14 protein-coding genes are annotated in these 14,264 nt (G+C 53.6%); 11 read left to right on the forward strand and 3 right to left on the reverse strand.

Translation table 11 applies throughout. From position 1 onward, the window contains the following. Positions 1-309 precede the first annotated feature (309 nt). On the reverse strand, positions 310-1,011 hold the full coding sequence (gene pyrF / locus ACF8EF_RS14455) for an orotidine-5'-phosphate decarboxylase (RefSeq protein WP_010952851.1): 702 nt from the start codon (positions 1,009-1,011) through the stop codon (positions 310-312). 183 nt (positions 1,012-1,194) lie between these two features. Between pyrF and ACF8EF_RS14460 the strand changes: the two genes are divergently transcribed. Continuing rightward, on the forward strand, positions 1,195-1,362 hold the full coding sequence (locus tag ACF8EF_RS14460; protein WP_010952850.1) for a DUF2897 family protein: 168 nt from the start codon (positions 1,195-1,197) through the stop codon (positions 1,360-1,362). A 36-nt stretch (positions 1,363-1,398) separates the two neighbouring features. On the opposite strand, the gene ACF8EF_RS14465 is transcribed toward ACF8EF_RS14460, so the two are convergent. Further along, positions 1,399-1,734 (reverse strand): helix-hairpin-helix domain-containing protein, encoded by a 336-nt coding sequence (locus ACF8EF_RS14465; protein ID WP_176685812.1) that lies wholly within the window; start codon positions 1,732-1,734, stop codon positions 1,399-1,401. 429 nt (positions 1,735-2,163) lie between these two features. Here ACF8EF_RS14465 and wecB point away from each other — a divergent pair, with 429 nt between their 5' ends. Next, positions 2,164-3,306, forward strand: coding sequence for a non-hydrolyzing UDP-N-acetylglucosamine 2-epimerase (gene wecB / locus ACF8EF_RS14470; protein WP_392460464.1), 1,143 nt, complete (start codon positions 2,164-2,166; stop codon positions 3,304-3,306). Between the two features lie 668 nt (positions 3,307-3,974). Further along, positions 3,975-4,250 carry a DUF3077 domain-containing protein gene (locus ACF8EF_RS14475; RefSeq protein WP_392460465.1) on the forward strand — a complete coding sequence of 92 codons (276 nt, stop codon included), beginning with the start codon at positions 3,975-3,977 and terminating at the stop codon, positions 4,248-4,250. 203 nt (positions 4,251-4,453) lie between these two features. On the opposite strand, the gene ACF8EF_RS14480 is transcribed toward ACF8EF_RS14475, so the two are convergent. Then, positions 4,454-5,257, reverse strand: coding sequence for a hypothetical protein (locus ACF8EF_RS14480; RefSeq protein ID WP_392460466.1), 804 nt, complete (start codon positions 5,255-5,257; stop codon positions 4,454-4,456). A gap of 543 nt (positions 5,258-5,800) precedes the next feature. Here ACF8EF_RS14480 and ACF8EF_RS14485 point away from each other — a divergent pair. From ACF8EF_RS14485 to ACF8EF_RS14520, 8 genes are all read left to right on the forward strand, one after another. Next, positions 5,801-6,592 (forward strand): ABC transporter permease, encoded by a 792-nt coding sequence (locus ACF8EF_RS14485; protein ID WP_076403582.1) that lies wholly within the window; start codon positions 5,801-5,803, stop codon positions 6,590-6,592. Positions 6,593-6,605: 13 nt separating this feature from the next. Beyond that, on the forward strand, positions 6,606-7,259 hold the full coding sequence (locus ACF8EF_RS14490) for an ABC transporter ATP-binding protein (RefSeq protein WP_392460468.1): 654 nt from the start codon (positions 6,606-6,608) through the stop codon (positions 7,257-7,259). A 49-nt stretch (positions 7,260-7,308) separates the two neighbouring features. Beyond that, positions 7,309-8,415 carry an ABC transporter permease gene (locus ACF8EF_RS14495; protein WP_392460469.1) on the forward strand — a complete coding sequence of 369 codons (1,107 nt, stop codon included), beginning with the start codon at positions 7,309-7,311 and terminating at the stop codon, positions 8,413-8,415. Beyond that, a complete protein-coding gene (locus ACF8EF_RS14500) occupies positions 8,408-9,496 on the forward strand; it encodes a polysaccharide biosynthesis/export family protein (RefSeq protein ID WP_392460470.1) in 1,089 nt (362 codons plus the stop codon). Before ACF8EF_RS14495 ends, ACF8EF_RS14500 begins: the two co-directional genes overlap by 8 nt. Positions 9,497-9,566: 70 nt before the next feature. After that, positions 9,567-11,717 (forward strand): glycosyltransferase, encoded by a 2,151-nt coding sequence (locus ACF8EF_RS14505; RefSeq protein ID WP_392460471.1) that lies wholly within the window; start codon positions 9,567-9,569, stop codon positions 11,715-11,717. Continuing rightward, complete coding sequence (locus ACF8EF_RS14510) at positions 11,701-12,666, forward strand: hypothetical protein (protein ID WP_392460472.1); 966 nt, start codon at positions 11,701-11,703, stop codon at positions 12,664-12,666. The genes ACF8EF_RS14505 and ACF8EF_RS14510 overlap by 17 nt, the downstream gene beginning before the upstream one ends. Next, positions 12,653-13,333, forward strand: a complete 681-nt coding sequence (locus tag ACF8EF_RS14515) for a 6-hydroxymethylpterin diphosphokinase MptE-like protein (protein WP_070384200.1) — start codon at positions 12,653-12,655, stop codon at positions 13,331-13,333. Before ACF8EF_RS14510 ends, ACF8EF_RS14515 begins: the two co-directional genes overlap by 14 nt. Further along, positions 13,330-14,253 carry an FkbM family methyltransferase gene (locus ACF8EF_RS14520; RefSeq protein ID WP_392460473.1) on the forward strand — a complete coding sequence of 308 codons (924 nt, stop codon included), beginning with the start codon at positions 13,330-13,332 and terminating at the stop codon, positions 14,251-14,253. The genes ACF8EF_RS14515 and ACF8EF_RS14520 overlap by 4 nt, the downstream gene beginning before the upstream one ends. Positions 14,254-14,264: the final 11 nt, after the last annotated feature.

Genomic DNA, 14,264 nt, shown 5'->3' on the forward strand with positions numbered 1-14,264 from the left:
GCCGTCCACCGTTGCCGCCCCCGTATTCGCGGTAACACACATCGGTGGCCCGGCACAGCCCGTCGTAGGAGCGGGTTCACCCGCGAAAGGGCCAGGCCTGCCGACCAATTTCCACCAGCCGTCCAGCGGTGCCGCCCCCGTATTCGCGGTAACACACATCGGTGGCCGGGCCTGCCGGCCAATTTCCACCGGCCGTTCACCGTTGCCGCCGCCACCGTATTCGCGGGTAAACCCGCTCCTACACACGGATGGGGGGTGCAGCCAAATCAGGGGTTCGGCACAGGCCCTTGCTGGACAGCCGCAGGTTAATTACCCACGGATCTCCGCCACGACCGCTGCCAACGCTTGCGCAGGGTCTGCGGCCTGGCTGATCGGCCGGCCGATCACCAGGTAATCCGAACCGGCATCCAGTGCCTGACGCGGGGTGAGGATACGGCGCTGGTCATCCTGCGCGCTGCCCGCCGGGCGAATGCCCGGGGTCACCAGTTGCAGCGACGGGTGCGCCGCCTTCAGTGCCGGGGCCTCGAGCGCCGAGCACACCAAACCGTCCATACCCGCTTTTTCCGCCAGCGCCGCCAACCGCAGCACCTGCTCTTGGGGGTCGACATCCAGGCCAATGCCGGCCAGGTCTTCACGCTCCATGCTGGTCAGCACGGTCACGCCAATCAGCAACGGCTGCGGGCCGCTGCGCTTGGCCAGTTCTTCACGGCAGGCGGCCATCATGCGCAGGCCACCGGAGCAATGCACGTTGACCATCCACACGCCCATCTCGGCGGCGGCCTTTACCGCCATGGCGGTGGTGTTGGGAATGTCGTGGAACTTGAGGTCCAGGAACACTTCAAAGCCCTTGTCACACAGGGTTTCGACAATGCCCGAAGCGCTGCTGGTGAACAGCTCCTTGCCAACCTTCACCCGGCACAGCGCAGGGTCAAGCTGGTCAGCCAGCTTCAGGGCGGCCTCACGGGTAGGGAAATCCAGGGCGACGATCAGGGGCGTCTGGCAGGCGGACATGGGCAGGGTCTCTTGGCAAGTCGAAAACGGCGCGCATTGTAAACGAAGTGACGCAGGCTTTGGGGCCCGCAGGTCACGGAATTGGCCCAGCAAGGCCTGGCACCTATAATTGAACCAACGGAACGGGCAATTGCTCAAAATTCATGTAACCGTTGCCCACGGCCCGATCTAAGGAGAACGACAATGCCCTGGTATGCCTGGCTGATACTCATCATAGCCCTCGGCTCGATTGTCGGCGGGTTGATGTTGCTGCGCGACACGGCCAAGAAACTGCCGCTTACCGAAGAGCAACTGCGCAAGGTACATGAGCGTAATGCCGAAGCGGATGCCAAGGACGCACAGGACCGCTAAAGGCCGGGCCAGGGCATCACCCCGGCCCCTGCCCGCTTACTCCACCATCACCTTGTCCCGGTTGCGCTCCAGCAACGCATTGCCTATTCCCTTTATCTCCAGCAGCTCATCCACTGAAGCAAACGGCCCATTGGCCTCGCGGTAGGCCACGATAGCCTCCGCCTTGGCCTTGCCAATGCCGTTCAGCTCCTTTTGCAGGGTGAGTGCATCCGCCGTGTTCAAGTCCAGCCTTGGCGCCTGCTGGGCCTGGGCCTGGGCCACCACCGGCACCGGTTCGGGCACAGCCATGGTGCTGGCCGGGGCGGCGCTCAGGGAGAACGACATACTGGCGAACAGCGGCAGCAGCAGGTACGACAGAACGTTATTGCGCATGGTCAACACTCCTTGGGTTGGTCATTTTCCAGCAACCGCTTTCCTTCGGCTGCGCAACCAACCCTAGCGGGTAACCCGGCCGCACAATACCCAACCCCCCCGGCGAATGGTTACCGAATCGGTCAGCAAAACGCTCAACCTCGCCCACCCAGCAACCGTGGCCGTTTACGCCCCGCTCGCCCCGGCCCTGAATGCACTAGGCCCTAGTCCTGTGCCTGTAGCCAAATCCCCGTTTGTCCGATAGCCGCTGCCCACCCATGCCAGGCCATTGTCCTACAACGCCCGCCGAACAAGGCTCGCCCGGTAAACCGCCCTCCCCCAGTCGGCAAGCATCCCCCTGGCAAACTGGCACGCCATTGCCCGCCTGCTAGATTTCTTGAGCAATGGACACCGGCCTGCTTCAAGGACCCGAGCAAGAGGATCACTGCCGTGCCCCTCAAGACCCTGACTGTTTTTGGTACCCGCCCAGAAGCCATCAAGATGGCCCCGCTAGCCCTGCAACTGGCGCAGGACAGCCGCTTCGAAGCCCGCGTGTGCGTCACCGGCCAGCACCGGCAAATGCTCGACCAGGTGCTGGAGCTGTTCGGCATCAGCCCCGATTACGACTTGAACATCATGAAAGCCGGCCAGGACCTGACCGGTGTGACCACCGCCATCTTGCAAGGCATCCGACCGGTGCTGGCCGCGTTCAAGCCCGACGTGGTGCTGGTGCATGGCGACACCGCCACCACCTTTGCCACCAGCCTGGCGGCTTACTACCAGCAAATCCCCATTGCCCATGTAGAGGCCGGCCTGCGCACCAACAACCTGTATTCACCCTGGCCCGAAGAAGGCAACCGGCGCCTGACCGGGGCCCTTGCCGCACTGCACTTTGCGCCCACCCCCACCTCGCGCGACAACCTGTTGCGCGAAGGCACCGACCCGGCGCACATTTTCACCACCGGCAATACCGTGATCGACGCCTTGCTGGAGGTGGAGCAAAAGCTGCAAAGCCCCGCGCTGAATGCCCGTTTCGCCAGCCAGTTCAGCTACCTGGAAGCCGAACGCCGGCTGTTGCTGGTCACCGGCCACCGGCGCGAGAACTTTGGTGGCGGCTTCGAGCGCATCTGCCAGGCCCTGGTGCAGACTGCGCGGCAATTCCCCGAGTTGAACGTGGTATACCCGGTGCACCTCAACCCCAACGTGCGCGAGCCGGTCAACCGGCTGTTGGCGGATGTGAGCAACATCCACCTTGTCGAACCGCTGGATTACCTGCCGTTCGTGTACCTGATGACCCGCGCCCACGTGATTCTGACCGACTCGGGTGGCATTCAGGAGGAAGCACCGGCCTTGGGCAAACCAGTTCTGGTGATGCGCGACACAACCGAGCGGCCAGAAGCCGTAGCGGCAGGTACGGTGAAGCTGGTGGGCACCGAGGTGGCATCGATTGTGCGGGCGTTGAGTACCTTGCTGACCGATGAGGCGGCGTATCGCGAAATGAGCTTCGCCCATAACCCCTATGGCGATGGCAAAGCCTGCGCGCGCATACGCGAAGCCCTGGCCACCTGGAACAGCCCCCACCGCTCAATGTAGGAGCGGGTTCACCCGCGAATACGATAGCCGCAGCACCGCTGCCCCCCAGTAAAAACTGGCCAGCAGCCCCACCCCGCCCTGAACCCATCCCCGCTCGGCGTAGGAGCGGGTTCACCCGCGAATACGATAGCCGCAGCCCCGCTGCCCCCCAGTAAAAACTGGCCAGCAGCCCCACCCCGACCTGAACCCACCCCCGCTCGGCGTAGGAGCGGGTTCACCCGCGAATACGGTAGCCGCAGCACCGCTGAACACCCAGTAAAAACTGGCCAGCAGCCCCCCTTCCGCGTGTAAACCCACCCCAACAACGGTCAACAATCACGGCGAAGAGATTTGCCTTGGGATGCACATTCCGCACGTCAGACTTTCCTGAAACCCTGCCCCACCCCTTCAGCTCGGACAACCAAGCGAACTATCCTACGCACCAGTCAGAAGCAGCTGAATTGTCGGGGAAATGCCTCAGGGATAACGTCACCGGGTCGCCATGTTGGTGACCGGGTGTGAGAACCTGATGCGAGTTACCTGGCTTGCCTGTCATGGCAGTCGTACGCGGGCAGACTTCGGTCTGGCCGAGCTTTGTAGCTCCCTCGGTTTCTCACCCCGTGTACGACTGCCGCCCTGGTCCGTGAGAAAGATCTGCGTGGCAGTTCCACCTATAAGGAGCAACTACCATGAGAAACCACAACCAATCCCCCCTCCTCACCGCAGGCATCGAAACCTTCCTCGAAGCCGGCAACCCCACCCTGAACCTGCTCCGCGTCCATCCCGGCGTCCCCATCGATGACGCCTATGAACACGTCTCGGTCCTGCTGGGCTATTGCAAGCACTTGGTACGCGAAGGCGATATGGAAGACGACCACAAGATGCTGGGCGCAGCGGATTACCTGCTGGCCACCGCAAAAGCCCTGATGAACGACATCGAGATTGCGAAGAACAGGCATCCCTGAAGGGTATGACGCGAGACCAGGCGAGGCTATGCCTCGCTTGCAGTCAGATGGAATGGGCAATATCAGGCAAGACCTGCCGAGGGCAGGCCACTGAGCTGAACAAGCCCACACTGTGGGAGCGGGCGTGCCCGCGAACACCGGCACAGCCGGTGCCATCCCCAACAATCCCGCAAAGAATCAGAGCCCCCTTCCAGCCCCGCCCCTCAAATCAACGTGCGCGGATAAACACTGATAAACGCCGAAATGGCAATCGCATCCCCATCATCCACCTTCACCCGCGGGCTCTGCCCCGAGCGTTTGATATCCGAAGCAAAATCAGCGGCCTTGAACGCCTGCTCAAGCTCGTCACTGCCGACCCCGCCATAAACGACCACCTGGGTACCGGTATTGTGCTTCTGCAGGGGCAACTGCTTGATCTGAACCTGCACACCCGCCTTGGTCAGCGCAACGGCAATTTCCTTGGCAAAGCGCACAGCCTCCTTGTCGTCTTTGTGAATATTCAGCAACACCACCGGCGCCAGCGTCTTAGCCTTCAGCTCGCCCGCCAATGCCTTGAATGCGTCATGCGCCTGCGGCGTCAGCGTTCTGGGCTTGAGGCTGGCTTCCAGCTTCAACCGCTCGGCCCTCTCGCGCTCCAGTTCGGCCCTGAGCGCGTCGTTCTGCTCAATGAGTTGCTCGATCTCCAGCCTGGCCTGCACGTCCGACTCGTGGACGACAGTAACCCCTTGCGCCCCCCGCGAAACGGGCACGTCGGCATGCTGGTTTTTTACATCCGAGGTCATATGGGCAATGATCATCGCACTGGCGGCGATCAGCGCAGCGATTACCGCAGTGGCAGAGGCTATGGCATGGATAAGGCTGGCTGCGTCTGCTGAAATATCAGGCATAAACAACTTCTTGAAGTTAGGGATGTTCATCGTTTCACGGTCAGGCAGGCGTGCCGGGCAGATGCCACGGTACGGGTACAAGTCGAGCCAGAAGGCTAGCGAGGTCTGGCAGAGTGCCATAATTTTGAGGGTTTTGCTGCTAAGACATGGGGTTCGCGGCCAGTGTCGCAGCTCTGCTTGCGCTTGGCATTATGCGTTCTGAAGCTACCTTCGACTCCCGAAGGGCACCCCGCCCCTCAACCATCGCTGCAAAATCCGCAGGTCGGGCGCGCATTTCAGTCAAAAATTTTGCAGTCAGCGACTGACCATCGCACGGCCATGCTTTGCACTGCATAGTGTGAACCCATTCACTTCTAAAACTGTCCATCCAGCGTAAGCTGTGAGCAATATCGGTAACAAAAATCTGCTGGCCCCCTTCCAAAGACGATATCAATGTGCCACCATCACTCTAAGCCATTTGTCTCGAATGCGGCTAAAGGATTAGAACTTTCGGTTGCATTTGCAGCGTCTTGCTTGACGCTTACGCCCTCTCGCGCTTACTCTTCCGCCCCTTAGAACAGGGAAGTGTCCGGAAGATCCGTCTGAAATCGCCTCAGGGCGAGCCTTTCCTGAAGATGAATTCCGGCGTGCCTAGGCGCGCTGCATTGCTTTGCGGTCGCCATCTTGAAAGCTCGTTCGTCTCTGCAGATTCAGAAATCGGTCATCTTCGCTCTCGTGCTTCGCGAGGCACGGTCTCGTGTTGGTGATAGTCGCCTGGGAGCCTTATGGCTGCTGCTCGAACCAGTATGCCACCTGCTTATCTTCTCCATCCTGTTTGCAATGCTCCGCGCCCGCACGGTTGCGGACGTCGAGTATCCTGTATTCGTTTTAGTTGGTATGGCTCCGTTTTTGCTTTACCGAAATACAGCATTGCGCTTGATGGATAGTCTGCGCGAAAATCGTTCGCTCTTTGGATACAAACAAATCAAACCGCTTGACACATACGTAGCGCGAGTGATTGTTGAAACATGCATTAGTGCAACTGTCTACGCCATTCTGGTTTTTGGCTTTGCATGGTTCGGCTTTAACATGTCCGTACACAGCCCTCTAGAGTGGATAACGACACTCGCCCTAGGTCTCTTCTTCGCGTTTGGCTTGGGCATGTTTTTCGCGATGATCACACATGCACTACCAAGCATTAAAATTATTATCAGAATGGCATTTTTCCCGCTGTACTTCATCTCAGGCGTGTTAATTCCACCGGCCTACCTACCACCAGCGATGATGCCAGCACTTTTACTAAACCCTTTTCTGCACCTGCTGGAGCTTATTCGCGCCGAGGTTCTGCCGAATTACGTCCCGGTTGACGGCGTTTCCGAAGCTTATGTTGTCACAGTCACTGTAGTACTAATGTTCCTGTCGCTCGGCGCCTATCGCGCTCGCAGGATGCACCTCATTTCCACCAAGAACGGTTGAGTACGGGTCAAACGTGTTCGAGCTTAGAAACGTAACCAAGTCTTACCTGACACCCAATGGGCGCAGATACGTATTTCGTAATCTTTCGCTGGCCATTCCACCAGGAAAAAACATTGGCCTGATCGGCCGAAATGGGGCAGGCAAGTCAACATTAATGCGCCTGCTCGGCGGGGCTGATGTACCAGACTCTGGAAGTATTGTGACCGACAGAAGTATTTCTTGGCCAGTCGGCCTGACTGGTGGATTTCAAGGCAGCATGACCGGTCGCGACAATATAAAGTTTGTGTGTCGAATTTATGGCGCCGAGGGCGAGTCAATGCGTGAAAAAATCCGCTTTGTACAAGAATTCGCAGAGATCGGCGACTGGATCGACGAGCCAATCAAAACGTATTCATCCGGCATGCGCTCCAGAGTGGCATTCGGGCTCAGCATGGCCTTCGACTTTGACTATTATTTGATCGACGAAGTTATGTCGGTTGGTGACGCACAGTTCAAACGAAAATGCGCTGAAGTTTTCGAAGATAGATTAAAAAAATCTAACGTCGTCCTAGTCTCGCACTCTATGCCGGAAATCAAGAAACTATGCGATATCGTGCTATTGGTTCGCGGCGGAGGAATCCACGTTTACGACGATATTGATGAAGGCATCCAAGCCTATAACAGCTGACCAACCCTTAACTTTGCAACACCGCTACATATCAAGGATGCATCCAACTATGAGCAGTTCGGGCAACAAGAAAGGCTGGGGACTGGCGATCGCCATGGTAGTCCTGCCCATGGTCCTAGCGGCCGTTTATTACAGCGTTTTCGCTGTAGACCGCTACGTGAGCACCGCCCAAGTGGTAGTGCGCCAGGATGGCAACAACCAAGGTGCTCAGGTTCCTGGCTTAGCCACCCTGCTTACCGGCACTAATCCCGCCTCGCGAGAAGAAACTCTATATTTGCGCGAGTACATCACCTCTATGGACATGATGTTACTCCTAGAGCAAGAAGTTCAATGGATTGAAGCCTACGCAACTCAGAAGAGCGATATATTTTTCTGGCTTGACAACGATGCTCCTCGCGAGGATCTGCTAAAGTACTACCAACGCTTAGTATCTGCGCACTATGACGAAACCACTGGATTGCTCCGGGTTGAAGTTCAGGCCTTCACCCCAGAGCTCTCGGAGAAAATGTTGCGCACTATTCTCCAGGCAAGCGAACACTTTGTAAACGAAGTAAGCCACAACATTGCTCGCGAACAAATGAAGTTCGCACAAGGCGAGTTGGAAACTGCTCGATTAAATTACACGAAACGAAAAACCCAACTCCTTAACTTCCAGAATGATAACAAGGTTCTCGACGGAGGCAACACTGCCCAAAATCGTGCAACCATTATCGCTGAGTTGGAGAGCCAGTACACGAAAGAGCAAGCAGTGCTCACAGAAATGACCTTCAAGCTTCGTGGTGACGCTCCTCAGGTGCGGCAGCAGAAGCAAAAAGTAGAAGCGATTACCCAGCAGCTAGCTAAAGAGAAGCGCCTGCTTGTCTCTTCCCCGAAAGGCTCGCAGTTGAACGTAGTTGCATCTCGCTTTCAACAACTGACGCTAGACGCCGGGATTGCAGAAGAGACATACAAAAGTGCAGTAGCTGCGCTGGACAACGCCCGGATCGAAGCAAGTAAAAAAATACGGACACTCGTCACTGTGGTGAGCCCAAACACCCCTCAACTGGCACTGTATCCCGAGCGCTTGTACAACTTGGCAACCATATTGCTCGGACTATTGATGCTATACGGTATTACCCGCTTCATCCTGGCTTCAATCGAGGATCATCGTGATTAAATTTCAGCCTGTGTCCAAGATATTTAACCTGAAACTGGCGGCACTGGCCTTGGCGACCGTTGGTCTTGCCGGTTGCGGCGGTACCATATCAGGGGCCGGCCCATACAAAGGTGAAATCGAAAGCAAGAATGAGGCGTACAATCTCGTCGACATTAATGCAAATACGATTGCCCCTTATATGCGCGGTGTTGAGCCTCCTCCTCTGGCAACAGTGAGCAAACCTGTTTCACCAGAGGTACGCCTAATGCCCGGAGACACTCTGAACGTATTGATTGCCGATACGGCTCCGGAGGGATCCGCCCTGTTTGCTCCTCTCGCGAGCGGTGGAACCCAGTTGAAATCGCGGATTGACACTCAAGGTATGCTCTCCTTGCCATATGTAGGCCGGCAGTTCGTCGGAGGGATGACACTTAACCAAGTTGAAGACATGATTCGCCGCCAACTGAAAGGCATAACTACAGATGTCCAGACACATGTAGAACTTGTTGGTGACCTATCTGGCTCTGTATTGGTGGCAGGCGCAGTAAAAAGCCCAGGACGTTTCAGCACCCTGCAGGGTCCGTTGACTTTGCTAGATGCTATCAACCAAGCTGGCGGCCCCGTGATCGAACCACACCTGGTTAACGTCACTGTGCGTACCGGAAGCCAAGTGCAGCAGTTCAACTACGAAGACGTGCTCTCTGGCAACAACATGGTTTTGCGACCAAATTCTGAAGTAGTGCTCGACAGAGCTCGTCAGCGTTTCGTAGCCATGGGAGCTGTCACTGAACCTGGACTGAAGGATTTGCCCAGCCAACATACAAGCTTGCTTGATGCACTGGGAAGTGTTGGTGGTCTACGAGAAGCCAATGCAAACCCTGAGGGCGTTTTCGTCTTCCGCATGGCAAGCGGTGTAAGCAAGCCAACTGTCTTGAGGTTGAACATGCGCGATCCGGCCGCCATTTTCTATGCCCGCCAGGTTATGATCAAGCCGGACGATACGATCTACGTAACAAACGCTGCAGTTTATGAGTGGCAAAAAGTTATTTCGCCTATAGTTCAGACGATGATTCTTGGCCGCACCGTTGGTGCATACCAGTAATAATTTATGATACTTCCGGCAGCCCAGCTGCCGGTTTTTAAGTTTGCTGACCCGCTCCAGGAAGGGATGCATGGACCCCACGATGAATGGAATCTACATACTAGTTGACCCGTTCAACCGAAAAGACAGTGGCGTCACCACATACACCCGCTATGCATCCGAGCAGCTAGCAATCCTTGGATTGACAGTGAAGGTCATCAAAAAGGGATTGGAAGAGACTCTCGAGGCTTTTCGCCTTCGTGTGCGCGATGAAGTAGAGCGAATTCCAAACATCTTGTGTGTCGAGGCACCTGAATCCCTTAGCAGCACGCGCTTTGTTGCTAATAATATTCCGCTACACATCAGACTTCATTGCTCTAGAAGTTTGGGCGCAGTTGTACAAGGCTTACCGTTTAGCAAAGAGGAAGTCCATTTCGAGAAAATCGAAATTGAACGATCGAATTTCTTGAGCTCTCCCTCTTGGGCTTCATTTATTGCCAGCAAAGAGCTATTTGGATTCAAGAAGACTCCAAACGTTTTCCCAAATCCAGCCGCCTCTAATGCAAACCCACAGTTAGCACAAAGGAAATATGACGTTACGTTCGTTGGGCGCTATCAAAAGCTCAAAGGAACTTCAACTCTGGAGCAACTTGCTAGCAATCTTCCCGACCTAAAGTTCGCCATCGTATGTCCGCCAATCAATGAGGCTCCAGCAGCCAGCAATATGGTTTTTTTAGATGGCACCTCTATGGGTAAGGATGAAATTTACGCGCTCTCAAACGTTGTAATCATTCCAAGCCTGTTCGAAACATCGTCAATGGTCGCGATCGAGGCGCTAACACGCGGGTGTCACGTAGTACTTTGGCAACACCTTGGGGTGGTCGAGTACTTTTCCAACTTGGCAGAGCTTATCTCAGTCAAGCCAGGTGACATTCAAAAGTTTTCGGAAAGCATATCGAAAACCTACAAGTTGCCGAAGTCAATTGAGAACTTTGGCCTTACCGCTCAAATAAACCTAGCGTTCAGAAATGGTCTCACGGAGACACTCAAAGGGGGAAAGAAGGTTTCTCTGACCACCAGGCCCGAAAAGCGCATTGAAAAACATCTAAAAACCCTGGTCAAAAGCCAACTAAAAAATATCATGAAGAAAAAACAGTCCCCCTTTGTTAAAAAAACAAAGAAGCTATTCCTGCATCCTATTGATTTTTTTCGCGACTCAACAGAGGCGAAATACATTAGAAGAAAGCTTCAAGAGCGCCGATTGAAGCGATTGGCGACCCTAAAGATTGAGTTCAAAGATCACCCAATAATCGCAGAGAAACCTGCGGCTCCCGTTACCGTCATAGTGAAATCCCCTACAGTGAAAGCCATAGTGGACAACGCCCAACCGAAGCAAAAAAAGGCAATTTTGGAAAATTACATCACTTCAATTAGCGATGAAGGTCGTATTGAGTTCAAAGTACGCCCCGCCAAACCCAAGGGATATGGGACAGCTTTTCTTCACCAAAGCGATGTCCACCCCGAGCTGGTTCTATCCATTCTCGATAAGCTGAACACATATGATGATTTCAAGTATGTGAGTACGGAGAGGATGCAGCTGGGTGCCTTTGACATCTCAAAAGATCAGTCACCGCTTTCCATCATCAACAGAATTGATGCAAAAAACAAAGGCCACCTGGCAGAAATCAATTTTTTGATTGTGCTAAACGCCCCCGCCAACCTGTGCTACGCCCTGAGATACTCAGGAACCGACCAGAGAGTCATTCTCATCAAAACTGAGGAAGACTTGGTAGTTGATCCTGAGGCAGTGGATGTTGTTATAACTCTCTTCCCAGAGGAAGAGGCCACTAACCTGAGCCGTTTAATCACTATCGAGTCGATTGACGACATCCCGGTAGCTATTCGACGAGCACTGCAGGAAGGCTTCCCTCGTAAGAAAGACATGCTACTCCCAGTCCTTATGAGCGAAGAAGCGGAATTCGATAGATCTGAATTTTTCAATTTTGATCATCGCTATTACCAGGGCGTAATGAAAATTCGCCCAGTTGATCATACTGGATCAACCAATATGATCGAGATTTATGAAGATCTTGCAAAGTCGACCGTTGGCTTTGCATTACTGGAATCGGTTTATATGAGGTATCGCTCACAATGTGAGGCCGTAGAACAAGGTGGTTCGCCTCTCAACCTCATTAAAGCCTGCTTGAAAGATGGAGTGATGATTGATGTCCAAGAAGTATAAGATAGTTCATATCTCTCAGACTCCGCTGGTGGCTGCACCCGCGAAGGTCGCTCTCGCCCAGCGTCTGATTGGTCATGACTCCATCGCCATCGCGTTGAACGACTACCCCAACAACGGCCCACTCTTTCAAAAATTTATTGAAGATTACATTGTTGAAACCGAGTTCACCAAGCCGTTGATTGATGCGGCTATTCGCGAAGCGGACATTATTCAAATTCACAATGATCTCCCCCCCGCTTGGGCTGAGCGTCTGATTCACGCCAACCAAGCGGCAAAATACTTTTACCAAGTCCATTCTCCCCTGAGAGAAGGGCCGCTTTATGTGCCACGCCAGAATGATATCAACCTACCATTCCTGGCCAATTTTGTAGTGGGACAATTCCAACCTAGGATCCATAACAACCATATTTTTGTCCCAAACATTATTCACGACACGCCGATGGCGAGCATCAGGCAAAAAGGTGAGAAGCTTCGAGTTATCTTCAGCCCAACTCACTTAAGGCCAGGCCGCTGGAACAACAAGTATGTGGCAGAGCTTGAAACAGCGATGAACTCGCTTGTTAGCCTCGGCAAGATCGAAGCGGTGGTACCTGACAAACCTGTTTCTCCAAAAGTTTTGATGGCTGTACGAAAGACGTGCCACGTTTCTATTGATGAGATTGCCACTGGCGGATTCCACCAGGTATCGGTTGAGGGTCTAGCCGCTGGCAACGTCACAATTAACAGGGCGGACTACTTCTGTAAGGCAGTATTTTCGACATTCGCCGACGGCAACAAGCCTCCATTCCTCTATGCCACAGGCGAGTCGATCGCTGAGACGCTTCATGAATTAGCGAATGACTGGAAGAAGACCGCTGAACTTCAAGAAGCAAGCCTGGACTACTTCAAGTCCTACTTGACCCCAGAAAAAATGGCTAGGGTGTTCGATAACGCTTATGAAAATTTTTAAATCTATTTCGTCCCTGAAGAATCGCGAGAAGGGCAAACGTGCCTTTATCTTGGCAAATGGTCCCTCTATTCTTTCAGAAGACCTTTCGCTTCTGAAAGGAGAAGTGACCATTGGCATGAATGCCTCCACCATGCTGGAAGAGCAGCATGGTTTCACCACTGACTATTACGTGCTCTCGGACAAGCGTTTTTTAACGCACCCGGAGAAGAGCCATTTCGGCACTACCGACCTCGACCCCAAGACGATTCGAATCCTTCGCGAAGAGCTTCGTGAAGTTGATGACAGAGCACTTCCGAACAAGAGCTACTACGTACCAGCACTCCAAAGAGACGGTTTCTCGAGAGATATTCGCGCCGGCTATTTCTTTGGCTGCACAACGACTATGCTTGCCATTCAGTTCGCGTACTATCTCGGGATCAAAGATATTTATCTACTCGGCTGCGACCTCAAGTATTCGGCTGAGTCACCCCGCTTTTACAAAGAAAGCAACCCGCAACTGGAAGATAGCTTCACCAGCATTCAGATCTGGAATATTGCAAACGCCAACACCATCATGAACAAAGAGGGGAAACGCATAGTCAACTGCAGCAAAGCGTCCTTCTTGCGCCCCTATCTAGATTACGAAGAATTCTCTTCACTGTTCGGGAAACGGGTGGTAGCTGCATGAAGTTCATGGAGAATAAGAACGAAGCTGCGCTGGCGCTAAGAAGGCTATACCAACTTAAAGCCAATACAAAAATCGACCAGGCTCAACTTGAATCTTTAATGGAGAAAACTTCATACTTTGGATTCGTCGACATTGAGATTGATGACATCTTATTCTCCATGTTCAGCAACAATGATGACTTCGTTGCTCGCACTTATTTTTGGCATGGGAAAAATGCGTACGAGTCCACAAGCCTTAGACTTTGGACAACGCTCGCCAAGTCGTCGTCACATGTCATCGACATTGGCTCCTACACTGGCGTCTACTCCCTAGCTGCAGCAAAAAGCAACCCTAAGTCTAAAGTTTTTGCTATAGAGGCTTTAGACAGGGTTTACTCTCGCTTGCTAGCGAATAAGCGTGCCAACGGGGCATCCAACCTCAAGTGCTTCAATATAGCAATCACGGATGGCAGTCCAGAAGTAGAGCTATTTATTTACTCTGGTGAAGACATTCTCGTTTCTGGCTCGACTACAGTTTCAGAAGTAACTGATCGCTCACCAGTGGAAAGCCGGATTGTCCGGGCAACCAGCCTTGATAAATTTGTGCAGGATCAAAACATCCCCAGAATCGAGCTCCTGAAAATTGATGCGGAGGGTGCTGAGCACCTCATCCTTAGCAGCGCGCAGAACATTATCGAAGCATCCAAGCCTGATATCATATGCGAGCTACTACCCACATCTCTAACTGAAACTATTCATGCCTCACTGAAGCCATATGGCTACAGATACTATAGAATATCAGAATCATCTCTAATTCTGACTGAAACCCAGACTCCTCCAGCGTCGATCGAGCCACCAGACTTCAATATTCTGATGACCACTATGAGCGCATCGGAATTAGAGCAGGCACTTCCATTTTTGACCTTCGAACACCTAGATTAACGGGCAACCCT

Source organism: Pseudomonas sp. zjy_15, assembly GCF_043101865.1.
Taxonomy (GTDB): domain Bacteria; phylum Pseudomonadota; class Gammaproteobacteria; order Pseudomonadales; family Pseudomonadaceae; genus Aquipseudomonas; species Aquipseudomonas putida_Y.

Excerpts from the sequence above, each read along its gene's own strand:
- ACF8EF_RS14505 (WP_392460471.1), top strand. The coding sequence starts at position 9,567 with ATGGACCCCACGATGAATGGAATCTACATACTAGTTGACCCGTTCAAC.
- pyrF (WP_010952851.1), bottom strand. The coding sequence starts at position 1,011 with ATGTCCGCCTGCCAGACGCCCCTGATCGTCGCCCTGGATTTCCCTACC.
- ACF8EF_RS14460 (WP_010952850.1), top strand. The coding sequence starts at position 1,195 with ATGCCCTGGTATGCCTGGCTGATACTCATCATAGCCCTCGGCTCGATT.
- ACF8EF_RS14510 (WP_392460472.1), top strand. The coding sequence starts at position 11,701 with ATGTCCAAGAAGTATAAGATAGTTCATATCTCTCAGACTCCGCTGGTG.
- ACF8EF_RS14520 (WP_392460473.1), top strand. The coding sequence starts at position 13,330 with ATGAAGTTCATGGAGAATAAGAACGAAGCTGCGCTGGCGCTAAGAAGG.
- ACF8EF_RS14480 (WP_392460466.1), bottom strand. The coding sequence starts at position 5,257 with ATGGCACTCTGCCAGACCTCGCTAGCCTTCTGGCTCGACTTGTACCCG.
- ACF8EF_RS14495 (WP_392460469.1), top strand. The coding sequence starts at position 7,309 with ATGAGCAGTTCGGGCAACAAGAAAGGCTGGGGACTGGCGATCGCCATG.
- ACF8EF_RS14475 (WP_392460465.1), top strand. The coding sequence starts at position 3,975 with ATGAGAAACCACAACCAATCCCCCCTCCTCACCGCAGGCATCGAAACC.
- ACF8EF_RS14515 (WP_070384200.1), top strand. The coding sequence starts at position 12,653 with ATGAAAATTTTTAAATCTATTTCGTCCCTGAAGAATCGCGAGAAGGGC.
- ACF8EF_RS14465 (WP_176685812.1), bottom strand. The coding sequence starts at position 1,734 with ATGCGCAATAACGTTCTGTCGTACCTGCTGCTGCCGCTGTTCGCCAGT.